The sequence below is a fragment of the Komagataeibacter diospyri genome (assembly GCF_043995075.1).
Classification (GTDB): Bacteria; Pseudomonadota; Alphaproteobacteria; order Acetobacterales; family Acetobacteraceae; genus Komagataeibacter; species Komagataeibacter diospyri.
On record NZ_CP171836.1, the window covers coordinates 2,387,501 to 2,412,309 of the forward strand.

26 protein-coding genes and 1 tRNA gene (1 of these 27 cut by a window edge) are annotated in these 24,809 nt (G+C 59.9%); 12 read left to right on the forward strand and 15 right to left on the reverse strand.

Annotated elements, in window-relative coordinates:
- From clpB to miaA, 7 genes are all read right to left on the reverse strand, one after another.
- On the reverse strand, positions 1–1,300 hold the 5' portion of the coding sequence (gene clpB, locus ACE2AA_RS11170) for an ATP-dependent chaperone ClpB (RefSeq protein WP_141261410.1). Its footprint begins 1,304 nt before the window's first position; 1,300 of the gene's 2,604 nt are visible here — the first part of the coding sequence; it begins with the start codon at positions 1,298–1,300; its stop codon lies beyond the left edge, outside the window.
- A gap of 335 nt (positions 1,301–1,635) precedes the next feature.
- Positions 1,636–2,700, reverse strand: coding sequence for an aldo/keto reductase (locus tag ACE2AA_RS11175; protein WP_141261411.1), 1,065 nt, complete (start codon positions 2,698–2,700; stop codon positions 1,636–1,638).
- A 193-nt stretch (positions 2,701–2,893) separates the two neighbouring features.
- Positions 2,894–3,586, reverse strand: coding sequence for a fumarylacetoacetate hydrolase family protein (locus tag ACE2AA_RS11180; RefSeq protein ID WP_141261412.1), 693 nt, complete (start codon positions 3,584–3,586; stop codon positions 2,894–2,896).
- Between the two features lie 179 nt (positions 3,587–3,765).
- Positions 3,766–4,785, reverse strand: a complete 1,020-nt coding sequence (ilvC, locus tag ACE2AA_RS11185) for a ketol-acid reductoisomerase (RefSeq protein WP_141261413.1) — start codon at positions 4,783–4,785, stop codon at positions 3,766–3,768.
- Between the two features lie 52 nt (positions 4,786–4,837).
- Positions 4,838–5,353: an acetolactate synthase small subunit gene (gene ilvN / locus ACE2AA_RS11190; protein WP_141261414.1), complete on the reverse strand. Its 516-nt coding sequence runs from the start codon at positions 5,351–5,353 to the stop codon at positions 4,838–4,840.
- A gap of 92 nt (positions 5,354–5,445) precedes the next feature.
- Entirely contained in the window at positions 5,446–7,266 is a 1,821-nt protein-coding gene (gene ilvB / locus ACE2AA_RS11195) for a biosynthetic-type acetolactate synthase large subunit (RefSeq protein ID WP_395369812.1), read from the reverse strand.
- A gap of 72 nt (positions 7,267–7,338) precedes the next feature.
- Positions 7,339–8,343, reverse strand: coding sequence for a tRNA (adenosine(37)-N6)-dimethylallyltransferase MiaA (gene miaA / locus ACE2AA_RS11200; RefSeq protein ID WP_395369814.1), 1,005 nt, complete (start codon positions 8,341–8,343; stop codon positions 7,339–7,341).
- A gap of 30 nt (positions 8,344–8,373) precedes the next feature.
- On the opposite strand from miaA, the gene serB reads away from it, so the two are divergent.
- Positions 8,374–9,282 carry a phosphoserine phosphatase SerB gene (gene serB, locus ACE2AA_RS11205; protein WP_395369816.1) on the forward strand — a complete coding sequence of 303 codons (909 nt, stop codon included), beginning with the start codon at positions 8,374–8,376 and terminating at the stop codon, positions 9,280–9,282.
- Here serB and ACE2AA_RS11210 read toward each other — a convergent pair.
- Positions 9,272–10,231 (reverse strand): cation diffusion facilitator family transporter, encoded by a 960-nt coding sequence (locus ACE2AA_RS11210; protein WP_141261418.1) that lies wholly within the window; start codon positions 10,229–10,231, stop codon positions 9,272–9,274. The two genes, serB and ACE2AA_RS11210, sit on opposite strands and share 11 nt — an antisense overlap.
- Positions 10,232–10,373: 142 nt before the next feature.
- On the opposite strand from ACE2AA_RS11210, the gene ACE2AA_RS11215 reads away from it, so the two are divergent.
- Together ACE2AA_RS11215 and ACE2AA_RS11220 are read left to right on the forward strand one after the other, a co-directional pair.
- Positions 10,374–11,225 carry a carbon-nitrogen hydrolase family protein gene (locus ACE2AA_RS11215; RefSeq protein WP_395369818.1) on the forward strand — a complete coding sequence of 284 codons (852 nt, stop codon included), beginning with the start codon at positions 10,374–10,376 and terminating at the stop codon, positions 11,223–11,225.
- Positions 11,222–12,025 carry an NAD kinase gene (locus ACE2AA_RS11220; protein ID WP_141261420.1) on the forward strand — a complete coding sequence of 268 codons (804 nt, stop codon included), beginning with the start codon at positions 11,222–11,224 and terminating at the stop codon, positions 12,023–12,025. Before ACE2AA_RS11215 ends, ACE2AA_RS11220 begins: the two co-directional genes overlap by 4 nt.
- Before the next feature lie 90 nt (positions 12,026–12,115).
- Here the strand turns inward: ACE2AA_RS11220 and ACE2AA_RS11225 are convergent, their stop codons facing one another.
- Positions 12,116–12,820: a M48 family metallopeptidase gene (locus ACE2AA_RS11225; RefSeq protein ID WP_395369821.1), complete on the reverse strand. Its 705-nt coding sequence runs from the start codon at positions 12,818–12,820 to the stop codon at positions 12,116–12,118.
- A 39-nt stretch (positions 12,821–12,859) separates the two neighbouring features.
- On the opposite strand from ACE2AA_RS11225, the gene ACE2AA_RS11230 reads away from it, so the two are divergent.
- Positions 12,860–13,003: a hypothetical protein gene (locus ACE2AA_RS11230; RefSeq protein ID WP_395369823.1), complete on the forward strand. Its 144-nt coding sequence runs from the start codon at positions 12,860–12,862 to the stop codon at positions 13,001–13,003.
- Here ACE2AA_RS11230 and ACE2AA_RS11235 read toward each other — a convergent pair.
- Genes ACE2AA_RS11235 through ACE2AA_RS11250 form a run of 4 tightly spaced genes read right to left on the reverse strand, consistent with a single transcriptional unit; the run spans position 12,975 to position 16,151 of the window.
- Complete coding sequence (locus ACE2AA_RS11235; protein ID WP_141301537.1) at positions 12,975–13,463, reverse strand: YcgN family cysteine cluster protein; 489 nt, start codon at positions 13,461–13,463, stop codon at positions 12,975–12,977. The two genes, ACE2AA_RS11230 and ACE2AA_RS11235, sit on opposite strands and share 29 nt — an antisense overlap.
- Positions 13,464–13,498: 35 nt before the next feature.
- On the reverse strand, positions 13,499–13,963 hold the full coding sequence (locus ACE2AA_RS11240; RefSeq protein ID WP_193557685.1) for a hypothetical protein: 465 nt from the start codon (positions 13,961–13,963) through the stop codon (positions 13,499–13,501).
- The gene (locus ACE2AA_RS11245) at positions 13,963–14,991 is read right to left on the reverse strand and encodes an extracellular solute-binding protein (protein ID WP_395369824.1); all 1,029 of its coding nucleotides are present in this window, start codon (positions 14,989–14,991) and stop codon (positions 13,963–13,965) included. Before ACE2AA_RS11245 ends, ACE2AA_RS11240 begins: the two co-directional genes overlap by 1 nt.
- Positions 14,992–15,035: 44 nt before the next feature.
- A complete protein-coding gene (locus tag ACE2AA_RS11250; RefSeq protein WP_395369826.1) occupies positions 15,036–16,151 on the reverse strand; it encodes an ABC transporter ATP-binding protein in 1,116 nt (371 codons plus the stop codon).
- Positions 16,152–16,250: 99 nt separating this feature from the next.
- Here ACE2AA_RS11250 and ACE2AA_RS11255 point away from each other — a divergent pair, with 99 nt between their 5' ends.
- From ACE2AA_RS11255 to ACE2AA_RS11290, 8 genes are all read left to right on the forward strand, one after another.
- Positions 16,251–16,508 (forward strand): hypothetical protein, encoded by a 258-nt coding sequence (locus tag ACE2AA_RS11255; protein ID WP_141261426.1) that lies wholly within the window; start codon positions 16,251–16,253, stop codon positions 16,506–16,508.
- Positions 16,509–16,548: 40 nt separating this feature from the next.
- Positions 16,549–16,983, forward strand: coding sequence for a hypothetical protein (locus ACE2AA_RS11260; protein ID WP_141261427.1), 435 nt, complete (start codon positions 16,549–16,551; stop codon positions 16,981–16,983).
- Positions 16,984–17,162: 179 nt separating this feature from the next.
- Positions 17,163–17,636 (forward strand): MarR family winged helix-turn-helix transcriptional regulator, encoded by a 474-nt coding sequence (locus tag ACE2AA_RS11265; RefSeq protein WP_025437126.1) that lies wholly within the window; start codon positions 17,163–17,165, stop codon positions 17,634–17,636.
- A 226-nt stretch (positions 17,637–17,862) separates the two neighbouring features.
- Complete coding sequence (locus ACE2AA_RS11270) at positions 17,863–18,057, forward strand: DUF1656 domain-containing protein (RefSeq protein WP_010510087.1); 195 nt, start codon at positions 17,863–17,865, stop codon at positions 18,055–18,057.
- 28 nt (positions 18,058–18,085) lie between these two features.
- A complete protein-coding gene (locus ACE2AA_RS11275) occupies positions 18,086–18,997 on the forward strand; it encodes an HlyD family secretion protein (protein ID WP_141261428.1) in 912 nt (303 codons plus the stop codon).
- Between the two features lie 16 nt (positions 18,998–19,013).
- Positions 19,014–20,531 (forward strand): efflux transporter outer membrane subunit, encoded by a 1,518-nt coding sequence (locus ACE2AA_RS11280; protein ID WP_141261429.1) that lies wholly within the window; start codon positions 19,014–19,016, stop codon positions 20,529–20,531.
- Positions 20,532–20,710: 179 nt separating this feature from the next.
- Positions 20,711–20,798, forward strand: a tRNA-Leu gene (locus tag ACE2AA_RS11285).
- Between the two features lie 89 nt (positions 20,799–20,887).
- A complete protein-coding gene (locus ACE2AA_RS11290) occupies positions 20,888–22,258 on the forward strand; it encodes a DUF6538 domain-containing protein (protein ID WP_395369831.1) in 1,371 nt (456 codons plus the stop codon).
- A 147-nt stretch (positions 22,259–22,405) separates the two neighbouring features.
- On the opposite strand, the gene ACE2AA_RS11295 is transcribed toward ACE2AA_RS11290, so the two are convergent.
- Positions 22,406–23,221 (reverse strand): HTH domain-containing protein, encoded by an 816-nt coding sequence (locus ACE2AA_RS11295; protein WP_395369832.1) that lies wholly within the window; start codon positions 23,219–23,221, stop codon positions 22,406–22,408.
- 794 nt (positions 23,222–24,015) lie between these two features.
- Positions 24,016–24,771, reverse strand: coding sequence for a class II aldolase/adducin family protein (locus ACE2AA_RS11300; RefSeq protein ID WP_227001049.1), 756 nt, complete (start codon positions 24,769–24,771; stop codon positions 24,016–24,018).
- Between the last annotated feature and the right edge of the window lie 38 nt (positions 24,772–24,809).

Below are 24,809 nucleotides of genomic sequence, written 5' to 3' on the forward strand. Positions count from 1 at the left end.
CTTCCTTGCGGATGGCTTCGCGTTCAATCTTGAGCTGGATCAGGCGGCGGTCCAGTTCATCAAGTTCCTCTGGCTTGCTGTCGATCTGCATGCGCAGGCGGCTGGCAGCCTCATCCACAAGGTCGATGGCCTTGTCGGGCAGGAAGCGGTCGGTGATGTAACGGTTGGACAGGGTCGCCGCCGCCACCAGCGCGCCATCGGAAATACGGATACCGTGATGGAGTTCGTATTTTTCCTTGATCCCGCGCAGGATGGAGATCGTATCGGCCACCGTCGGCTCACCCACATAGACCGGCTGGAAACGCCGGGCGAGGGCCGCGTCCTTTTCGATATACTTGCGGTATTCATCCAGCGTCGTCGCACCAATGCAGTGCAGTACGCCGCGGGCCAGTTCGGGCTTGATGAGGTTGGAGGCATCCATCGCGCCATCGCTGCGACCGGCACCCACAAGGGTATGCATTTCGTCGATGAACAGGATGATCTGGCCTTCAGCCGACTCGATTTCCTTCAGGACCGCCTTCAGGCGTTCCTCGAACTCACCACGGAACTTCGCACCAGCAACCAGCGCACCCATGTCGAGCGAGAGCAGCTTCTTGTTCTTCAGCGCCTCGGGCACGTCACCGTTGACGATACGCTGCGCCAGCCCTTCGACAATGGCAGTCTTGCCCACACCCGGCTCACCAATCAGGACGGGATTGTTCTTGCTGCGGCGGGCAAGAACCTGAATGGCGCGACGGATTTCCTCATCACGACCGATCACCGGGTCCAGCTTCCCCTGCAGTGCGACCTCGGTCACGTCGCGGGCGTATTTCTTCAGCGCGTCAAAGTTGGCTTCTGCGTTTTCGCTATCCACGGTGCGTCCCTTGCGGATGGTGGCAATGGCTTTTTCCAGCGCCTGTGGCGTGGCACCCCCTGCACGCAGGGCCTGACCGGCCGGTGTCTCGGATGCGGCGATGGCAGCCAGCAGGCGGTCCTGCGCCACATATTCATCGCCCGCCTTCTGGGCTGCCTGTTCGGCTGCATCCAGCACGCGCACCAGTTCACTCGTCGCATTGGGCTGGCCCGCACCGCTACCCTGTACTTTCGGCAGCTTGGCAAGGGCCGCTTCATTCGCCGCCGTAATAGCAGGAACCTGCCCGCCGGCTGCGCGGATCAGGGCGGCCGCCGCCCCCTGATCATCATCCAGCAGGGCCTTGAGCAGGTGCTCCGGCGTCAACTGCTGATTGTAATCCCGCATGGCAATGGTCTGTGCTGCCTGCAGGAAGCCGCGCGACCGTTCTGTAAACTTCTCGATATTCATCTATTCCCTCGTCCCTTTGAATCAGGCGACATAACAAATTGTGCCTTTGCGCCGTCCCTCAACAGGCAACGGCAAGGCGCTGGATTCCAGATGGGATCAACTGGATGTTATTACAAGATATCGGGTGTGGATTTCCTTCCCCTGTTTCCTGTCATGGCGCACCGGGCAGACCGGATTTCCATGGGGATAGCTGACCATTGCCACCGGGTCTGCAACCTTGATCCATGTCAAGATTGCCGTGCCTTATCAACGTAACGGCCATTCACCCGGCGGCAACGCGGTCTGTAACCGACAGGTTTTCTTACCCGGTCAGAACAGGAAAGAAGACATCTGTTTTACTTGCCTTTTTTGGCGACGGTCGGGCCAAGCAACAGCAGGTCGGCAGCTGAAAGCCGGTCTGACGCGGTGCTGGCCTGATGCCAGAAGGGATAGAGCAGCGGCGGCGCGCTGGCGTCGTCAAGGCGACTGACTTCCTCTGCCGTCAGGCTCAGTTCAGCGGCCTTGAGGTTATCGATCAGCTGCGCCTCGGTCCGTGCGCCAATCACGATGGAAGTTACTGCCGGACGCTGCGCAACCCATGCCAATGCCACCTGTGCCGCCGAGATGCCGCGTGATTCGGCAATGCTGACCAGCACCTCCACCACATCATACAGCTTCTCGATATCGTAAACGGGGGGTTCGCCCCAGTTCTCGATCTGGCGCGTGCCCTGTGGCTGGGGCTTGCCACGCCGGTATTTTCCCGACAGCAGGCCGCCTGCCATGGGGCTCCAGACCTGCACGCCGATCCCCTGATCCACCGCCACGGGCAGAAGTTCGTATTCCGCGTCCCGTGCCTGCAAGGAATAATAGATCTGCTGTGACACTGGCGCGATCAGGCGATTACGTTCCGCCGTGGCCAGCGCCTTCATGATGTGCCACGCCGAGAAGTTGGAAACGCCCGCATACCGGATCTTGCCCGCACGGGTCAGGGTGTCCAGTGCCTCCAGCGTTTCATCCAGCGGGGTCTGGCCATCCCATTCATGCAGGTAATACAGATCGATATGGTCACGTCCCAGCCGCTTCAGGCTGGCCTCGCACGCGCTGACCAGATGGTAGCGTGACAGGCCTGCGTCATTCGCCCCCTGACCCATGCGAAAACGGGCCTTTGTGGTCACCATGATGTCGTCACTGCGGCCCTTGAGCGCTGCGCCAAGAATTTCCTCCGACACGCCAGTAGAATAGATGTCGGCCGTGTCGAACATGTTGACCCCGGCATCAACGCACAGGTCGATCTGACGACGCGCACCGGCAAGGTCGGTATCACCCGTCTTGGCAAAGTCACCCTTGCCGCCAAATGTCATGGTGCCCAGCGTAAAGGCGGAAATCCGCAGGCCGGAACGGCCAAGCTGACGGTATTGCATGTCTTTTCAATCCTTCTGCGTGAAGAGATCCGGAGACTGTCCGTGAAACATCGTGAAAACTGTAAAAAGTTTTTGGTGGAGCTTTTTTCAAAAAGCTTCAGAGAACGCCGTCTTCCTGAAAAAAGGCGGCGCCTCGAAACCCTCTATTTGCAAACAGTCTCCCAACAACGGGATTACGGCACAGGGGCAGATATCAGGCGGTATAGGTGACGTTCAGTTCACCCACACCGGCACAGGTGGCATGCAGCACATCGCCGCGCCGGACCGGCCCCACGCCCGATGGCGTACCGGTCATGATCAGGTCGCCGGGGGCCAGGGCGACAAAGCGGCTGAGGCTGGAGATAATTTCGGCCACGGACCAGATCATTTCCACCAGATCGCCCTTCTGCCGGGCTTCGCCATTCACGCTCAGCGTAATGGCGCCCCCTTCGGGGTGGCCACAGACCGATACGGGAATGATGGATGAAATGGGACAGGACTGATCAAACCCCTTGGCCAGTGACCATGGCCGCCCCGCCTTCTTGGCGGCTGCCTGCAGGTCGCGCCGGGTCATGTCCAGCCCCACGGCGTAGCCGTAGATATATGACAGCGCCTTTTCCACAGGAATGTTCTCTCCCTCACGTCCGATCGCGGCCACCAGTTCCACTTCATGATGCAGGTCGGACGTGCTGACGGGATACGGCAGCAGGCCGCCACCCGGTACCACCGCATCACCCGGCTTGGAAAAGAAGAAAGGTTCGGAACGTTCGGGATTGCTACCCATTTCGCGTGCATGGGCTGCATAATTCTGCCCCACGCACCATATCCGCCGGACAGGAAAGACACCCGTACGCCCCTCCACTGGCACAATGGGAAGGGTGTAAGGGGGAATCACGTAATCCGTCACGGTACGGTGCTCCTGCTATTCATATCCGGCGCGCATGGTGGCACCACGCCCCGGTCCGTGTCACGGCAAATGCGGACAACGGACGGAAAGCCGACATAAAAAAAACGCCAGCCGGGCTGTCCCGGCTGGCGCATGGAAAAAGGGGTGGCACGCCACCCCCGATCCCGGTCGTGCAATAATCAGTTGCGGGCCTTGTCGACCAGCTTGTTCTTGCCGATCCAGGACATCATGGCGCGCAGCTTCTCGCCCACCTTCTCGATCTGGTGTTCATTGTTGCGGGCACGGGTGGCCTTGAAGCCGATGTTGCCGGACTGGTTTTCCAGGATGAAGTTGCGCACGAAGGTGCCATCCTGAATGTCGGTCAGGATCTTCTTCATCTCGACCTTGGTTTCCGGCGTGATCACACGCGGGCCGGACACGTATTCACCATACTCCGCCGTGTTGGAGATGGAGTAGTTCATGTTCGCAATGCCGCCTTCGTAGATCAGGTCCACGATCAGCTTCATTTCGTGGAGGCATTCGAAATACGCCATTTCCGGCGCGTAGCCCGCTTCGACCAGCGTCTCGAAACCGGCACGGATCAGTTCGACCAGACCACCGCACAGTACGGCCTGCTCACCAAACAGATCGGTTTCGACTTCTTCCTTGAAGGTCGTCTCGATGATGCCCGCGCGGCCACCGCCATTGGCGGATGCGTAGGACAGCGCGATTTCCAGCGCATTGCCCGAAGCGTTCTGCGCCACGGCCACCAGCGACGGCACGCCGCCACCCTTCTGGTATTCGGAACGCACGGTGTGACCCGGCCCCTTGGGCGCAATCAGGAACACGTCCAGGTCGGGACGGGCTTCGATGATGCGGAAATGGATCGCCAGACCATGGGCGAAAGCAAGGGCGGCACCCTGCTTCAGGTTCTTTTCCAGCGATTCCTTGTACAGCGCGCCCTGACCTTCATCGGGGGTCAGCACCATCACCACGTCGGCCCACTTGGCGGCGTCGGCGGGGGTCATCACCTTGAAGCCAGCGGCTTCGGCCTTGGCGACGGCAGTGGATTCGGGACGCAGGCCGACAACGATGTCGGTCACGCCAGAGTCCTTGAGGTTGTTGGCATGGGCATGGCCCTGGCTGCCGTAACCGATGATGGCGACCTTCTTGCTCTTGATCAGGTTCACATCGGCATCGCGATCATAATAGACGCGCATGGTCTTACTCCTTGGGGATTCAAAACGAATCGATCAGGTAAAAACGTGACCCTTACAGGATTGCCGCGCCGCGGGCGATGGCGGCGACACCCGTGCGCGACACCTCGGCCAGGCCAAGGGGACGCATGAGGTCGATAAAGGCATCGAGCTTGTCGGTCGCACCCGTCAGTTCGAAGATGAACGAGGTGGCCGAGGCATCAACAGGATGGGCGCGGAAGGCCTGCGCGATGCGCAGGGCGTCAGCACGGCGTTCGCCACTGGCAATCACCTTGACCAGCGCCATTTCACGCGCGACGTGGGGGTCCGTCGCCGTCATGACCGACACCCGGTACACCGGCACCAGACGGTCCACCTGTGCGCGGATCTGTTCCAGCACGCGCGGGGTCGCGGTGGTGACGATATTGATGCGCGACTGGCGGCCGGTTTCATCAACCGGGGCCACGGTCAGGCTTTCGATATTGTATCCACGACCGGAAAACAGGCCGATGACACGCGCCAGCGCGCCACTTTCGTTTTCGACCTGAATGGAAATGACCGCGGAGACCGGGCTCTCCTGCTGCGTGGTCATGATGGTGTTTCCTGACTGCTGAAGACGCCGGCATGCAGGCTGCATGCCGGCAGGAAAGGACAGGGGCGCCCGGCGGGAAGCCGGGCGGGCGATCAGACCAGCATACGGCCTTCGGCGCTAATCTCGTCATCCTGATCAGGACCGAGCAGCATCTGGTTATGCGCAGCCCCCGACGGGATCATGGGATAGCAGTTTTCATCCTGCGCAACACAGATATCGGCCACCACCGGACCCGGATGGGCCAGCATTTCGGCAATCACGCCATCCAGTTCACCTACGCACGTCGCCCGCAGGCCGCGTCCGTGGAAGCTTTCCGCAAGCTTCACGAAGTCCGGCAGGGCCGCGCTGTAGCTTTCGGAATAGCGCGATTCATGCAGCAGTTCCTGCCACTGCCGCACCATGCCCATGTACTGGTTGTTCAGGATGAACACCTTAACCGGCAGGCGGTACTGCGCGATGGTGGACAGTTCCTGAATGTTCATGAGCGTCGACGCCTCGCCCGCAATGTCGATCACCAGCGCGTCGGGATGCGCAATCTGTGCGCCAACGGCAGCCGGCAGCCCATAACCCATGGTGCCCAGCCCGCCCGAGGTCAGCCAGCGGTTGGGTTTGTCAAAACCGAAATGCTGGGCCGCCCACATCTGGTGCTGCCCCACCTCGGTCGAGACATAGGTATCGCGCGCCGTGGCGGTCGCCAGTTCGTGCAGACGACGGATGGCGTATTGCGGGCGGATGATCGCACCGGGCGCCATATCCTGTGAAAAACCGAGGCTGTCGATCTTGCGCCATTCATTGATCTGGTGCCACCACTGCGCAACATCGATCGGCTGGCGGGTGTTGGCGGGGGTGCAGTCCCACTCCTCCAGCATCATCTCGATCACGCGCCGCGCATCCCCCACTATGCCGACATCCACCTGCACGATCTTGTTGATCTGGCTGGGGTCGATATCCGCATGGATCTTGAACGAACCGGGGGAGAACGCGTCCAGCCGCCCGGTCACCCGGTCATCAAAGCGCGAGCCGAGCGCGATCAGCACGTCACAGTCATGGGTGGCCATGTTGGCTTCGTACGTGCCGTGCATGCCCAGCATGCCAAGAAAGCGGCGGTCACCCGCAGACATCGCCCCCAGCCCCATGAGCGTGGACGTGCAGGGGAACCCCGTCTTTTCCACCAGCCTGCGCAGCGCCGTGGAGGCCTCCGGCCCGGCATTGATGACGCCGCCACCGGTATAGAACAGCGGGCGGCGCGCGCCCTTCATGGCGGCCACGGCACGCGCGATCACGTCGCGCCCCGGCTCGGTCTGCGGGTGATAGGACGGATGGGGCACACGCGGCGCGTCACTGTAGGGCGCGGGACCGACCATGATGTTCTTGGGCAGGTCAACCAGCACCGGACCGGGACGGCCGCTGCGCGCGATATGGAAGGCTTCGTGCACGCACGGGGCCACGTCCTCGGGACGGCGGACAAGGTAGTTGTACTTGGTGGCCGGACGGGTAATGCCGGTGGTGTCCGCTTCCTGGAATGCATCGGTGCCGATCAGCGGCACGCCCACCTGACCGGAAAAACACACCACCGGGATCGAATCCAGCATGGCGTCCAGCAGGCCGGTCACGGTGTTGGTCGCCCCGGGACCGCTGGTGACCAGCACCACACCCACCTTGCCGGTGGAGCGGGCATAGGCCTCGGCTGCGTGCACGGCCGCCTGTTCATGGCGAACCAGCACATGGCGAATCGCGTTCTGGCGGAAAATGGCATCATAGATCGGCAGGACCGCGCCGCCAGGATAGCCGAAAATGACTTCGCCCCCCTGCTCGACCAATACGCGCAGAAGTACTTCCGCACCGCTAAGCACGGCCGTATCCGTGCCAGCGGTCTGAGGCTTCCGGTCTGTCTGGTGCGATGCTGCGTTCATGTTCCTGCTCCTTCGCCCAAAGCCGCCGGAACAATCCGGCCAGCCGTCGGAGGCGAAATCCCGGGGCCGGGTTTACGGAAACCCTTGCCCCGCGTCAATGCGGTTAATAACAAAAGAAATGATTTTATTGCCCCATCTTTCCATTTGTTGCGCGGCTTCGCATTTTTCAAACCGTTTTTCATATAAAAATGTGTCCACCTCCGCCGCCAGTGCATGATGGGCAAACCATGTCGCCTGTCGTTTTGTGTATTGCCCGGTCAGGCGGATGGCCTGCTGCACGGCGGTGTCCACATCCATTTCACCCCGCAGCACGGCGGCCAGTTCCGGCACACCATGGGCGCGCATGGCAGGCAGGCCGGACGGCAGGTCCTGCGCCAGCAGGCGGGCGACCTCATCCATCGCGCCTAGATCGAGCATTGCATGGAACCTGTCGGCGATGGCTGCACGCAGCATATCGCGTGGGGGGTGCAGGCGTATGGCGACAAAACGCGCGGGCAGCGGGGGCAGCACGGCTTCACGCTGCCACCATGCCAGCCCATGGCCGGTGGCCTCACGCACTTCCCATGCCCGCGCGATGCGCTGGCCATCGGTCGGGCGCAGGGTCGCGGCGGTTTCGGGGTCTCGCTGACGTAACATGTCATGCACCGCCGCTGGCCCAAGGCGATCGACCATGTCGCGTGCCTGCTTACGGATCGCGTCCGGCGGCTGGGGGATATCCGCCAGCCCATCGGTCAACGCGCGGAAATACATACCCGTGCCGCCACAGAAAACCGGCACACGGCCCGCATCCCATGCATTCTGGGCGGCAGCGATGGCCTGCGTGCGCCACCATGCCACACTGCCCGTTTCCGCTGCGGACAGCACGCCATACAGCGCATGGGGCACGCAGGCTTCATCGGCGGCATCAGGGCGGGCTGTCAGAATACGCAGGTCACGGTATACCTGCATAGAATCGGTATTGATGATGGTACCGTTCACCTGTCGTGCAAGCGTCAGCGCAAGTGCAGACTTGCCCGAACAGGTCGGACCCGCCACGATCACCGCCACGCGCGCCTGCCCGGCAGGGGGGCGTGTCATTGTCTCTCACCTGTCATATACCCGGACCCCATGGCTGATTCCTCTTCTTTTTCCCATATCCTTGTACTGGTGGCCAACCGTGGCGCCACATCCCTCACGTCCGTCGACATCCAGACCGCGCGTGATCTGGTGCGCGGCGATGTTCCCGTCACCCTGTCGGCAGGGGAAGCGGTCGAAATCGCGTGCAACGCCCCCGCGACATGGGAACAGCCGGATATCGGGGCCGTGCGGGAGGTATTTGCCGGGCGCGCGATGGACGTGCTGGTAACGCCACACGTCAACCGCCGCAAGCACCTGCTGGTGGCCGACATGGACAGCACCATTGTCAGTTGCGAAACGCTGGATGACATCGCGGCCCATGCCGGGATCGGGGAAAAGATCGCTGACATCACCAGGCGGTCCATGAATGGGGAAATCGAATTCGAATCCGCGCTGCGCGAACGCGTCGCCCTGCTGCGCGGCCTGCCTGTCAGCCTGCTGGAACGGGCATGGCAGGACGTGAAGCTCAATACCGGCGCGGTGGAACTGGTGCGCACCATGCGGGCAAACGGCGCGCGCACGGCACTGGTGTCGGGCGGGTTCACGTTCTTTACCAGCCGGGTGGCGGCCCTGTGCGGCTTTGACGAAAACCACGCCAATACCCTGCTGGATGCAGACGGCCACCTGACGGGCACGGTAGGGCAACCCATCCTCGGGCCGGATGCAAAGCTTGCGCACCTGCGCCGTCTGGTGGCGGCAGGTGGACTGGATATGAATGATGCCATGGCAACAGGCGATGGGGCGAACGACCTTGCCATGCTGCGTGTGGCCGGCGCCGGCATCGCCTTTCATGCCAAGCCTGCCGTGCGGCGGGAAATCAGCAGCCAGGTCAATCACACCACCCTGCGCACCCTGCTGTTTGCACAGGGTTACCGGGCAGAGGAATTCGTCACGGCGTAGGGACATTCCCACTGGCGGCCGTGCCCGGGGGCTGGGTGCGGCTGTCCTGCGCCTCGATAAAGACACGGGTTACTTCAGGGTAGGCCTGCTTGATCTGGTGCTCCAGCGCGCTGACCACGATTTCCACCTGCCCCGCCGTCATGTCGTTGCGGAAATCGAGGCTTATGACCACCAGCACGTCCCGCGGACCGAAATGCAGGGAACGGATTTCGTTCAGCCGTTCCACCCCGCTGGCCGCCAGCGCCATGCGGCGTAATGCCGCCAGCACCTCGGGCGCCACACCTTCGCCAGTCAGCAGGGACTGGGATTCCCGCGCAAGGAAGGTCGCCGTCACCGCAAGGATGCAGGCGATGATGATGGAGGCCACCCCGTCAAGTACCGGCATGTCCAGCCATTCGGCAAGAACATTGCCCAGAAGGGCCACGCCAAGGCCGCTGAGTGCTGCCGTATCCTCGAACAGGACGGTAAACACGGTGGGATCCTTGCTCATCTGCACGGCCTCGACCCAGCCACGGCGGCCCTTGCCTTCCTTGCGGAAGGCCCGCAGCGCCATAAGCCAGACCGACCCTTCGAACACGATACTGGCCAGCAGCACGACATAATTGACCAGCACATGCGCCACGGGCTGTGGATGGATGATGTGGATGATCCCTTCATACAGGGACACACCGGCCCCCAGCCCGAAAATCAGCAGCGCCACCACGAAGGTCCAGAAATACAGTTCCAGTCCGAAACCGAACGGATGCATGGCCGTGGCGGGCCGCGTCGCGCGCCGCATGCCAACCAGCAGCAGTCCCTGGTTGCCGGTATCGATCAGGGAATGGATGGCCTCGCTCAGCATGGAGGCGCTGCCGGTCATGAAAGCGGCTGCGAATTTGGTCGCCGCCACCAGCAGGTTACCGCCAAGGGCGGCGAAGATGACTGTTCGGGAAGATGAGGAATGCGCCATTGATTTTTCAATATGAAGTACGGCTGCATCCTATCGCGCCGCCATGGCTTTTAACAGGGCGCACGATCAGGCCATACCGGTTGCGGGTGCGGGCCTGCCTGTCCTATGGTCTGGGGCCAATGCCCACGGAGTACGTATCCTGATGCGCACCACTGTCATCCAGATGGCGCCCGGCGCATCCGCGCCTGAAAATATCGAACATGCCCGCGCACTGATTACCGCCGCCATCAGCGCGGACAAACCTGACCTGGTCATGCTGCCTGAAATGTGGAGCTGCCTTGGCGGAACACGGGACATGAAATTCGCGGCAGCCGAGACCCTGCCCCCCCCTGATGGCACGGAGGAGGCAGGGCCGCTGTACCGGTTCCTGTCCGGCATTGCGCGCGAACATGGCGTGATCATCCATGGCGGGTCCATCGGGGAACGGCATGGCGACAGACTGTTCAATACCGCGCTGCTGTTTGATGCAAAGGGACGTGAACGCGCGCGCTATCGCAAAATCCACCTGTTTGACGTCACAACCCCCGGTGGTGAAGGCTACCGCGAAAGTGATACGTACGAACCCGGGTCGGACATCGTGACCGCGCCGCTTTCCGCTGACCTCACGGCCGGACTGGCCATCTGCTACGACATCCGCTTCCCCGCGCTGTTCCATGCGCTGCGGGCGCGGGGGGCAAACGTGCTGCTGGTGCCTGCCGCCTTTACGGTGGAAACGGGACTGGCGCATTGGGAAACGCTGCTGCGTGCCCGCGCGATCGAGACACAGTGCTGGATGGTCGCCTGCGGCACCACTGGCACCCATACGGATGAAAACGGCCAGAAGCGTCGCACATACGGCCATTCCATGATTATCGATCCGTGGGGAACCATCGTGGCCCAGGTCTCGGACGGACCGGGCTGGAGCACGGCGCGCCTTGAGCGCACGGTGACCGACAGCATCCGTGAACGCATGCCGGTCATGGCGCATCACCGCCTGTCCATCCACACCCCATGAATGACATGTCGTACCCCGGCTGGACCAATGGGTACCTTCCCACCAAGCTGAGCTTTGCCGCCGCACCTAACGAAAGCGCGCAGCAATGGCTGGAACGGCTGACGCAGGATTACGGGCAATGCGCCCCCGATGAGGCGGACGCGCTGGTCTGTCTTGGCGGTGACGGCTTCATGCTGGAAATGCTGCATACGACGCTGGGGCGAAACCTGCCGGTCTATGGCATCAACTGCGGGACGGTGGGATTCCTTATGAATCCCGCCGTGCCCGATGACCTGCCCGCCCGCCTTGCCACGGCGCAGGCCGCCATCCTGCACCCGCTGCGCATGAAGGCCACGACGGTCGAGGGCAAATGCATCCATGCCCTTGCGCTGAATGATGTATTCCTGTTCCGCCAGACCCGACAGGCGGCGAAAATCCGTATCGGGGTGGATGGACGCGTGCGCCTGCCTGAACTGATATGTGACGGAGTGCTGATTTCAACACCAGCGGGATCGACCGCCTATAACCTGTCCGCACACGGGCCGATCGTGCCGCTATCGGCCAACCTGCTGCCGCTTACGCCCATCAGTGCGTTTCGCCCGCGCCGGTGGCGCGGTGCGCTGCTGCCCTCCACCGCACAGGTGCGTTTCGACATCCTGGAAACCGACAAGCGCCCGGTGGCCGCCGTAGCAGATTTTACCGAAGTGCGCGATGTCATTTCCGTTGAAATCAGCGAAGCACGGGAATTGCAGACTACCGTGCTGTTCGATCCGGGGCAGAGCCTGTCGGAACGGATCATAACCGAACAGTTCACCGCATAAGATATCTATGCGAAAGTAATGAGAGTTTTTGGTGAAGCTTTTTCAAAAGGCGGCTCCCAAAAACTTTTATTATTCTTTTATCAGACATGCTCAGGCCGGAGCGATCCGGTGCAGACTGGCGCCATGGTCGTGCAGCCATTTTTCGGCCTGACGCCTGTGCGGGGTCAGCCGGTCCACCAGCAACCAGAAATCCGGTCCGTGATTCATGTGCCGCAGATGCGCGAGTTCATGGGCAATGATGTAATGCTGCACCTCCTGCGGGGCCATGACCAGCCGCCAGCACAGCATGATCGACCCATCGGATGAACAGCTGCCCCACCGGCTTTTCGTATCGCGCAGCCTGACCTGCGTTGGTTTCAGGCCACAGGCTTCGGCCTGCGCACGCAGGCGGACGGGCAGGCGGGACTGCGCCTGTTCGCGCAGATAGACGCCAACACGACGGGAGACGAATTCCTCCGCCCCGCTGACATGCAGCAGCCCATCTTCAAGCCAGACGCCACGCCGCGCATCAGGACAGTGACGGATTTCATGACGCTGCCCATCCAGCACGACATGCCCGCCATGGCGCAGATCAACAGGCGGCGGCAGCCGTGACAGTCCGGCCGCCACCCATGCGGAATGCGCGCGCAGCAGCGCCAGCCCGTCCGCCTTGCGCGCCCCGCGCGGCAGGGTAATGACGACATGTCCGCTACGGGGATCGATCCGCATGGAAATACGCCGCGCCTGACGCGATGTCCGCCAGCATACCGTGACCTGTCCGGACGCAATGGGCACAACCTCCGTCCCGATTGTCACCGTATCCCTGCCATTAAAGACTGTTTCAGAAGCCCGCCCATGAAACGTCCTGCTCAATCCATGAAGAAGTTTCTGGCGAAGCTTTTTTCAAAAAGCTTCGAAAAGTCACCGCCATTAAAAAAAGGCGGCACCCAAAAACTTTTATTATTCTTTATCAGCGCCGGGACGGTCGCGTGCGGCTGAATGCGTCCCGCGGGGCTTCGCCCGGCCAGTCTACCACGTGGTCCTCCAGCATGCCCGCCTTGCGTTCGCTTACCACCCGGCCACTTACGGACACGCCTGCCTCATGCACCGTATCACGGGTGCCCGAGACCAGCGGGTGCCACCACGGCAGCGGTTCCCCGTCGCGCACCAGCACATATCCGCAGGTCGGTGGCAGCCAGTCGATATCCGCCAGCATTTCAGGCGTCAGGCTGATACAGTCCTGCACCCGACGTTGGCGGTGTTCATAATCGGTACACAGGCATGACGTGGTATCCAGCAGGCGACAGGCGACATCGGTAAACAGGACTTCGTCCGTTTCGTCCTCGCGCAGCTTGTGCAGGCAGCACCGGCCGCATCCATCGCACAGCGATTCCCACTGCGCGGAAGACATCTGCTCAAGCGGCGTCGTTTCCCAGAATGGCGGGGTGTCATCTGTCATGGTCGTAGTCCTGCCGTGTCAAATCCATAAAATCTTCAATGCCCGGCCACTGCCGCCATGGCGCATAGCACGATCATGCCGAGGGAAAACACCATCACTCCCATCACCGGCGCCCCCAGCAACGGCAGCCAGAGCAGCCGGAAACGCATTTTCGCATCCGCACCCAGCCCGCTGGCCGTACGCGACAGACCCGGCGGAATCCGGTCCAGCACCCGCAGCAGCGGCCACATCGCGGCAGGGGCAAGACACAGCCCCTGCACGATACATCTGGCCATTCCGGCCCCATGCGCAAGGTGTGGCCACCATACCGCCAGCACCAGCCCCGGCAGCAAAAGGCAAAGCAGCAGCCCGCGCAGTAGCACGCACCATGCCGGCCATGCCCGGTACAGCACCACATGCACCGCCAGCACCAGCCCGCACGCCACCAGCAGGCCCAACGCGATACAGACCCCATTCAGACCCAGCAGCCCGGCCGGACGGATGGCGAGATCAGGCAGCATCAGCCCGCATCCCGCAACCATGTCTCAAAACGCTGGGACAGATCCGGGTAATGCGTCTGCCAGAACTGTACATCCATCGGCAGCGCCACAGGCGCATGCGGGGACGTAGCCAGTGTTGCGGCGGGATAGCGTGCAAGGAACGCGGCCTGCTGGTCAGGCTGGATAATAAAATGCAGCAGGTTGCGCGCCTGCCCCAACCGGAAAGCCGACTGCCCAGCCACCACGCCCCATGACAGGCCATAGGACAGCGCCATGTCCGTATTGATGCCGATCGTATCCCTGCGGCGTGCGGCAATGCTGCGCACCGCATCACCGGGTGCGCTGCTCATCAGCACCTGCCCGTGTTCAAGGATGCTGGTGGCATCCGCCGGGGTGGACCACCACGTTATATAAGGGCGAAGCTGGCTCAACTTGCGAAAGGCGCGATCGACACCCTGCGGGGTGGCGAGCTGGCTATAGACATCGCCCGGCGCCACGCCATCGGCCATGAGCGCGATTTCCAGCGTGGTACGCGGGTCGCGCCGCAGGCCACGCTTGCCGGGAAAGCGCACGATGTCCCAGAAATCGGCCCAGCGTGGCGCCAGTCTGCGCCGTGTCTGGTCCCATGCCACCACCACCTGCGTCGTCATGCCCGGTACGCCACACCCGTCGGGGTTGGTAGTACTACCGGCCAGGTGAATGACAAGTCCACGCACGCAGGCGGCGCGGATGGTGCTGTCTTCGGCAAAAACCAGTGACCATGTACCCGTGCGCCCCGCATGCAGGCCATGCCCGTCCAGTTCCGTCAGGGTGCCGTTCCATGCCTGCCGCACCACAGGCTGATGGGAAGCCCGCGCAAAAGGCTGGAGGAAGGCCGCATTCTGTGCCTGTGCCATCTGCGACTCCGTACTCGCGACCACAAGGGCGGCCTTGTGCCTTACGGGGGTCGCAGCCATAGCCGGGGCTGGCCACACGGATGGGGCGGACAAGGCCGCCAGCAGGCAGAACAGGCCGGTACGGGCGCGGGAACGGGACGCAAACTGGAACACGGACAGGAAACAGTCTTTCAGGCAGGGGCGAAGGATGCCGGACGCTACCCCATTTCACCCCGGAACGGAAAGGCAATTGCCTGCCCCGGCTGCCACGCCAGTATGGCCACCTGCCCCGCCGTCACGCGCTGCAGGGCTGGGGTGGGGGGACGGCGCGCCAGCAGTTCCTCCCCATTCGCCAGCCTGAAACGCAGCAGCACATGATCGCCCATCTGCCGCAGGTCCGTCAGGGTTGCCACCAGCACTGGCGGCCCGTCGGGGTCGGCCCCCGCCGCCATGCCGGGGCGCGAGGGGAACATGACTGCAATCCGGTCCGGCCGGATGCACAGCGTGGCCAGCTGGTCCGCCTCCACGCCCGGCGCCGCCATGGCCTCCACCGGCAGACCGCCAGGCAGGTGCGCAAGGGCCACATCGTCGCTGACACTGGCCACACGGACCGTCAGGCTGTTGGCATGGCCAAACCCGGTCGCCACCCGGTCACAGGCGGGACGGTCAAACAGGTCCAGCGCCGTGCCAAGCTGTACGATCTCCATGCCATCCATGCAGGCGATCGTATCACCCAGCAGCAGCGCATCCTCCCGCGCACGCGTCAGCAGCACCACGCACAGGCCGCGCGCGCGCACCAGCCGGCTGACCAGACGCCGCATGGCCATACGGCCTGCAGGCGGCAGGGGAGTGAACGGGTCCTCCAGCACCAGAACCGGGGGTTCGAATACCAGGGCGCGGCCAATCATCACACGCAGCGCCTGTTCGGGTGACAGGGCGGCGGGACGGGCCTGCTCCAGCCCATCCAGCCCCAGCAGCGCCAGCACGGCGCGCACCCGTGCCGCCACCGCGTGCGACTCTTCCCCGCGTGCGCGCAGCGCAAAGGCAAGGTTGGCCTGAACCGTCATGTGGGCGAACAGCGGGTCGCGCCAGCCTACCAGCGCACAGGACCGCAGGCGGGGTGGCAGGCCGGTTACCTCTGTCCCGTCCACCACGATCTGTCCACCACTGGTGGGAGCATGGCCCGCCAGCATGTCCGCCAGCACGCACAGACAGTCAGTCCTGTCATTGACGACCGTCAGACACGTGCCCGCCGCAGCAGAAAAAGACAGGCCCGGCGCACCGGAAAAGGCCCGGAGCGCGTTGACAACCAGCCGTATGGAGAAAGGAGACATGCGATAACAGAAACCTGACTGGGGAGATAACGCGTTATAAGCAATGGTTACCTCCTTACCAGAGGATTGTTGGCTTCATTCGTCACAAAGGAAACGATCATGAGCAAGACCGAAACTATCAAGCACGTCACCCACGAAGACCTGCAGGCGCTGAAGGGCCATATCGAAAATCTGCTGCACACGCATGGCAGGCAGGCCCTGCATGATGTTGCCAGCAAGGCGGAACAACTGGCGGGCCAGGCACGCGAAAACCTGGCGGAACACGCACCCAAAAAGAGTGGTTCACGCGCTCGTTCGCTTGTTGCTATCGCCATTTTCTCGGTGATCGGCTACTTTCTTGGCCGCGCAACGAAATAAGGCTTTCTAGCCTGCTGCAACCAGAGGATACGCGAGCATCATGAGAATAGGCGAAATCGGCAAAACCATCATTGAAGGGGAACTGACCCTACGCAAACTGATGGCGATCCGTCTTGGTCGTCAGGCCGCATTTCTGGTTGTGGCAGCCATCTTTGCCTTTTTTGCAGTCATTTCGGGCCATGGGCTGCTGTGGGCCTTCTGTTACCAGACATTAGGCTTCAGCGCCCTTGGTTCGGCTGCCGCCGTATTCGGTGCGGATCTTGTGGTGGTCATCATGGGGCTGGTCATGGGCCGGCGCTCCTACATGACGCCGGAAGAAATCCGTGTGCGATTCGCACGTGAACACGCCCTGAACGAACTGCGTCAGACCGTTGCCCTGTCCGCCGTGGCCACCACGGTCGCGGGTCCGCTGACCCGTCATACCGGGCGGGCGATCTGGAACCTGTTCAAAGTCATGACAGGCCGCGGAAAATAACATTCCGGGCCAGCGGTCCTGACTGTCTGGCAATGATCCACGTCATTGCCAGATAGTATCCATGCTGAAATTGCATTGGCTCACTTTGTCGTTTTCTGGAAACGTGCAGCTTCTGGATATACTAAGCACGCAAATGGTTTGCATGCTTAATAATTGTGTATCCCTGCTGGCGGAACAGAATGCCCGATCTGGAGCGCAACGAGAAGGAACTGTCGTTTGGTCGCCGTCTCGCCCGGCTTGGCGCCGCGTGGCGCAGGCAGGTTGACCGCGACCTGCATGAATACGGCCTGACGGAAGCGACGTGGCGGCCGGTGCTGTACCTTGGCCTGCTGCCGCCGCCGGTGCGCCAGACCGATCTGGTGCGCGCCCTTGAAATCGAAGCCCCGTCCGTTGCCCGCCTGCTTGATGTACTGGAACGACGTGACCTGGTGTTCCGTTCCCCCGACCGTGACGACAAACGATCCAAGCTGGTCAGCCTGACGGAAAAGGGCGAACGCACCGCACGTCAGGTCCGCCATGCGGTGGAAGCCGTATCCAACCGCCTGCTGCATGGTATTTCCACCCCCGAACTGCAGGCCTGCTATTCCGTATTTGAACGGATCGAGGCCAATCTGTGCGCCCGGACCGGCACCCCGGGCGGGGGACAGGCATGACCCCCTTTTTCCTGCCCGCTCCATCATGTTCCCCTGCCGCGGCACTGCCTGCATGGGGGCACCCGATGCCACGACGGGATGCATCATCAGTGCGGTTTGTCTCCATTGCCGGTTTCTTCCATGCGTCTGGTCGGCTACAGATAGCGGCGGGCACGGTCACAATCCGCCATGATCTGTCCGTGCCTGCTTCTCCTTCAACGGGACCGTTCGGAATGAGAACCGCCTGATGCTGAGCGAATTCAACCTATTCGGTGTCTTCATGGCACCGATTGTCGTCTATGCCGTGGCTGCCCTGCCTGTCACCATGCTGCTGCGATCACTGTTATGGTGGTGCGGCATAATGAAATGGTTCTGGCATCTCGCCCTGTTCGAGGTTGCGCTATACACTTGCGTCCTCTGCCTGATGATCCTGTACATCTGACTGTCCCAAGAAGGTTCGAGAAATCCCCATGCCCCTCCTTCGCACCCTGATCCGTGTGGTCCTGACCCTGGCGGTCGTGACGATGGCCATCGTCATGGGCGTCACCTTATGGGACACCTACATGATTGCCCCCTGGACACGTGACGGGCGTGTTCGCGTCTATGTCGTGGACGTAGCGCCGGAAGTGTCGGGCACCGTGGTGCAACTGCCCGTGGTCGACAACCAGTTCGTGCACCGGGGCGACCCCCTGTTCGTGCTTGACCCCGTACGTTTCCGCCTTGCCATCCGCGAGGCACAGGCCCGCCTGGATGGTGCGCTGGAAGACCTGAAACTCAAGCAGAATGACGCACGCCGCCGTATGGGACTGGGTGGCATCGTGTCGGCGGAAGAACAGGAAGTCTTCAACTCGAACGTGGCAACGCAGATCGCATCGGTTGACGCGGCGCGCGCAGCCCTTGACCTGGCCAAGCTGAACCTGCAGCGCTCCATCCTGTATTCCCCGGTCAACGGCAACATCACCAACCTCAACCTGCGGGTGGGTGATTATGTCACGGCGGGCCATGCGCGGCTGGCGGTGATCGACGCTGATTCCTACTGGGTCAACGGCTACTTCGAGGAAACGAAGATGTGGGGCGTGCATGTGGGTGACGACGCACGCGTCAAGCTGATGGGTTACAAGGACATCCTTCCCGGTCATGTAGTCAGTATCGCCCGCGGTATCAATGACCAGAACGGCAAGCCCGACGGTCTTGGGCTGCAGGATGTCAGCCCGATCTTTACATGGGTGCGGCTGGCGCAGCGTATCCCGGTCCGTATCCACCTGGACCATGTGCCTGACAGCGTGACACTGGCGGCCGGCATGACCGCCACGATCAGCGTCGGTCCCCAGTCCCGTACCCAACGCGGCCGTCTGACGACATGGCTGCAAGACCATCTGTAAGGCGCCGGGCACGATCATGAACATCAACGCAGTTACCCGCCGGACCGGCCTGTTCCTGACATCGGCCATTTTTCTGGCCGGTTGTACGGTAGGCCCCCGCTACCAGCCCGACCGGATGAAACCCCCGGCCAAGTTTACCGAGGATGACCACGCCGCAACGCCTGAGGAAATCGAGGAAACCAATAAGGAACTGAAGCAGTGGTGGCACCTGTTCAAGGATCCTGAACTCGACAGGCTGGTCGATAAGGCGATTGCGGGGAACTACAACCTGCAGGTTGCGGGCCAGCGCATCATGGCCGAGCGCGCGATCCGTGACGTGCAGGCATCGCAGTGGTATCCACAGGTGGATACACAGGCAGCCGCGGGTGACGTGCGGTATTCGATCAATATCGACAACTGGCCGCTACGACCCGGCAATCCGGACAACCACCCGCAGGCGTCGTACCTGGGCTATGGTTTCAGCGCCAGCTGGCAGATTGACGTATTCGGGCGCATCCGCCGCAGCGTGGAAGCCCAGAACCGCGCGGTTGAGGAATCGATCGAGGACCGTCGCGCCGTCATGGTCATGATGCTGTCCGAACTGGCAGGTGACTACATGATGCTGCGTGACCAGCAGCTACGGCTGGAAATCGCCAATAACAACATCCATGTGGCGCAGGACGCCTATGACCTGACCAACCGCCTGTACCTGGAAGGCGTAGGTAACACCATGCAGATCGCGCAGGCCAAGGCGGAACTGGATTCACAGACGGCGGCACGTGAACCGCTGAAAACCCATATTTCCCAGATCACGCATGCGCTTGATGTACTGATGGGGCAGATGCCTGGTACATCGGAACTGGAACTGAAGGTGGCCAGGCCCCTGCCGCCAGTGCCGGAATTCCCGTCTACCCTGCCCTCTATGGTCATTGCCAACCGTCCTGACATTCGCAAGGCCGAACGTGTTTATGCCGAAGCCACGGCGCGCATTGGTGTTGCCGTAGCCCAGTTGTATCCGAATTTCACCATTCCGCTGAACTTCAATCCCAATGCGTCTGCCCTGTATCAGGTGTTCCAGATGGGCGGCATGAGCTGGCAGTTCCTGATGATGGCGTCCCTGCCGCTAATGCATGGCGGGAAATACACCTCCCAGATCCGCATGGCGCAGGCTGCAGCCGAAGCCAGCCGGCTTGCCTATCGTCAGGCCGTTCTCAACGGCTTCAAGGAAGTCGAGGACGCGATGGCCGCATGGCATGATGATGAAGAACACACCGAACTGCTGGCCAAGGCGGCGGAAGACAGCGCATTGGCCAGTGAGCGCGCACGCAAGCTGTATGCTGCCGGTCTGGTCGGGTTCCTGGAAGTGCTGACAACCGAACGCACGACCCTGAATGCGCAGAATGCCGAGGCCATGGCACGGCTGGAGCGCCTGCAGGATGCAATCAACCTTTACACGGCACTCGGCGCAGGCTGGCAGGGTATTGCCCTGACCAATACCACCCTGCCGGTATCACTGGAAAAACAGAATATCCTGGCCCGCGCATTCCAGCAGTAATACGGCTACTGCCTGCTGACCGCCGCAATGAGGGGCCAGCAGGCAGGATACCCTGTCCATGCAGGAAACGCCGCTTGGGATATCCCGCGATTCTTGAACAGGGTTCCCATAACTTAATTCAATAAAATCATGACCGATGATTGTCCTGTGCGCCGCATATGCTAAACATGAACGCATATGCGAGCTTGGCGGAATGGTAGACGCACGAGACTTAAAATCTTGCGCCCGCAACAGGGCGTGCGGGTTCGAGTCCCGCAGTTCGCACCACAGACACCTGAAATAGCACGATTTTTCGGCTGAATGAGGGGCAAAGGCTGTCTTTGCTCCATCATCCTTCCCCACCGAGGGAAGATTTTATGCTCCGTGTCCGAGGCACCACCTACCACTTCCGCCGTATTATTCCCCCTGCCCTGCGAGCAGCCTTAAACCGGCGGGAAATCTGGGTTTCCCTGAAAACCGGCTACCAGAACGAAGCCCGCAAACGAGCATCATTCCTGGACGCCAAAACCACTGAACTGTTCATGCAAGCTCATTCTGTGCTGGCTGAACCAGATGCTTTAAGCAGGCTTGAAGGACTGCGGGTTTCACTGCGGGATTTGCAGAGCGTGATTCAGCCTTCATCTGCTCAGGGAACGGGGGCCATACCGGTGTCAGCACCGATGCCAAAACCCCGAACGATAAAGAAAGCAACCAAACCCGCCAAGGCTACTCCCCTTATGCTCTCCGATGCCCTGAAACGCTTCGTGCTGGATAATCCTCATGCCAGCGCCGACACCAAGAAAGCCACCCAGCGCGCCGTAGACCTCTTCCTGCAAGCGTTTGGCGATGCCCCTGTGTCCATCATAGGGGGCGAGAAGGCTGGAGCCTTCCGTGACCTGCTATTTTCCCTTCCCGCATCGCTGGGCAAACGTAAGAGCAGTCTGACACTTGCAGAAGAGGCACAGCGGGCCAGAGAGGAAAGTCTGCCAACCTTGAGTGGCAAGAGCGTAAAAAACCATATGATGCGTCTCTCGGCCCTGTGGAACCAGTTACAAAGGGAGTTGGTCACACGGAACCCATGGACGGGTTGGAATTTCGAGAATGGGCAAAAGACCATACGCAGAAGCTGGACAGCCAGAGAACTGGCTTTGCTGACCTCTGCATCATGGCATAGCACTTCTGTGCCAGAACAGACCTTCCGGCTGGTCACATTGGTTGCAGCTTACAGCGGAATGCGATTAGGCGAGATTTGCGCCTTGCGCAAAGAAGACCTCCAAACCGTTGATGGTGTCCCCTGCTTTATGGTCAGACCACATTCTGACGATGGCTGGTCACCAAAGACAGAAGCAGGCACCCGCACTGTACCCATCCATTCAAAGCTGATTGAAGCGGGAGCGCTGGCTCTGAAGGATACCACTGACGGCCCTTATCTCATTCCGGGTCTGGAAACCTCGAAACAGAGTGTCAGGGGCGCAGCCCTTGGCAGGGCTTTTTCATTGCTCAAGACCCGTATCGGCCTGCCCGCAGAAATCACCTTCCACTCGTTCCGACATACCGTTTCCACACAACTCAGAAACGCGAATACCAATATTCGGGAGGTATGGATTGACCGCCTACTCGGTCATGAAGCAACCCATAAAAGTCAGGGCACCACGATCTATCTGACCGGCATCTCAACAGCCAATTTGCTGCAAACCATAGAGGCAATAAGCTACCCCGAAACAGCCTTCAAAAAGGGAACGTTTTAAAAGGGAGCCAGCAGTGTCAAATGGCTACCCATTCGACATCTGGCAAGGGGGAGGAACCTCCCCCGTTGACCCCCTAAAGCATAGAAATATATTCTTTTGACGTTATCGATAATTAATGCTTCCGCTACTGGGTTGAAAAAGACCTTATTATTGCGGAATCATATCACTCATTGCAGATAAATATCTCATTACCTGTAGACGATTAATTTCCGGGTCGCGAACTTGAAGAAACTCTGTAGCCTTAAAATTATCTCCACGGCGACGATTTTGAGGGGGTTCCAGCCCCTCAATTAGAAGGGCCTCCAAGGTCTCAATTAAAACAGACGTGTCAAAGTTCGCTTGGTAATTATCATTTATTTCGACATTTGTATTTTCTGCATCTTCTTTTAAAGGATAAAGGCCAAACCATGAAAATCGATTCCAGCGCCCCTGCAAACGATCACGAGTATGCTGAAAAAGCCTTCGCCCTAACGGCTGATCGATGACTCTACCAACATAAACAACCTTAGATCCATCATAAAGCAAATAGACCCCTATTTGCTTGAAGAAATCAACAGATAAAGCTCCAATCTGCTGCTGGCCCAACAGCTTAGGGGTGGTTGACCAAGTGATCCAATTTCTTTCCCAAAACATTCCGAACGCATTAATCAACCCGGTAGAGTTTTGTGCATCTTCACCATCATTTGTTGCGTCTTCCAAATCACTCAAAGGAGAATTATTATTTTCCTCTGCATTGATTTTTTCAGACAGCCAATAAATACCCCTCCCCGTTCTAACAAATAATTTTGATCCTTCATTTATGCTTTTTATTATATAAGAATTAACCGTATTTGCTGGAGTTGCTCCTACATTTTCTCTTAATCCTTGCTGGACAACCCTATCAGCTATATCTGTATAAGATAATGATTGATTACTTTCTTGCAGAACTTGAACGATAGCATCTATCCAAGGCTTATCAGGCATAATTCATTCCGTTATAAAAATAAGAATACAGCTCCATTAAAAACACACTTTGAAATCATGGGCAACTGAGAGCAATCTATCTCAATTTTTTACTTGACTGCTCCACCGGGTGGCCCGCAGGTTGTGCGGGATCAGCAACTTTGAAGGACGGTAACGGCTGAAATTTTCGTTCATTTTCAACGAGTTGTCTGTCTGGTGTTTGATAGAGCGTGCGGGTTCGAGTCCCGCAGCTCGCAGACCCGACGGACATCATGACCATGCGCTGGAAATCCTGTTCCGTAGACTGGTTTAAATATTCTTCCGTAATTGGCGTTTGACAAAAGTATTAAAATTTTTTGGGCGCTGCCTTGTTCCAAACACGCAGCGTTTCCTGAAGCTTTTGGGAAAAATATTCACCAAAAACTGCTTCATGATTTCATGAATACCTTCCGAAATACTTTCTGGAACGGCCTTTCCTGGCCTTTGTGCACTGTCTCTTTCCCCGGCAATCATTAGCTATTGGGACGGGTTGCCAAATGATGCGATTGGTCGCCTTATCCATTTCTTCCTGAGCCGCCTGACAGACCATACATGGCATCATGCAAACAGGCCCGCAGGCCATAAAGACCTGCGGGCCTGTCAAACCGTGACCTGTTTATCTGCCGCAATAACCTGCAGCCACAAGACTGTTTGAAACAGCCCGCAAATCATAAGGACGTTTTGGGTCAGGAATTTTTTTCAAAAAGGCGGCACCCGAAAACTTTTTTACAACTGTTTTTCAATAGTTGTTTCTCAACATCCTCTAAAAACCTGCATCAGTTCTTGTAATCCGGCTGTTCACGATCCAGCTTACGACGCAGGGCCTGCCAGATCAGGCGGCCCTGATCGGGATCATCATCAAACTGCTTCTTTGCGCGCAGGATCTGTGTCTCGGATGGAACGTGCAACGGCACGCCCGTCGCCTGCGCCGCGATCTGGATCTTGCATGACTGGTTCAGGTAATACATGCGGTAGAACGTATGCGCGACGGTCGTGCCGACGGTCAGCAGTCCATGGTTTTGCAGGATCAGCGCATTACGGTCACCAAGGTCACGCACAAGGCGTTCGCGCTCGCTCAGGTTATCATCCGCCGCGATCCCCTCGTAGGGATGGAAGCCGACGCTGCCGTAGAATTCCATATTGATCTGGTTCAGCGGCAGGATGTTCCGGTCCTGTGCCGCCACCACCATGCCGGGAATGGTATGGGTATGCATGACACAGGCGGCATCCGGCCTGCTGCGATGGATGGCGGAATGGATGACAAAACCCGCCGGGTTGATCGGCCAGGACGTTTCCTGTCTGGGCAGGCCGTCCGCATCCACAACAACCAGGGAACTTGCGGTAATTTCCTCGAACAGAAGACCATAGGGATTGACCAGATAGGCATGACGGTCCCCCGGCAGACGCACGGACAGGTGCGTATAGACAAGGTCGGTCATGTCGAAATGCGCCATCAGGCGATAGGCTGCAGCCAGGTCCTCACGCAGGGCCTGCTCGGTCATGGCAGATGATGTAACCGGTGAAGTAGACATGATGTCGGAAAATCCCATCCTGTAGCAAACGTCTGACC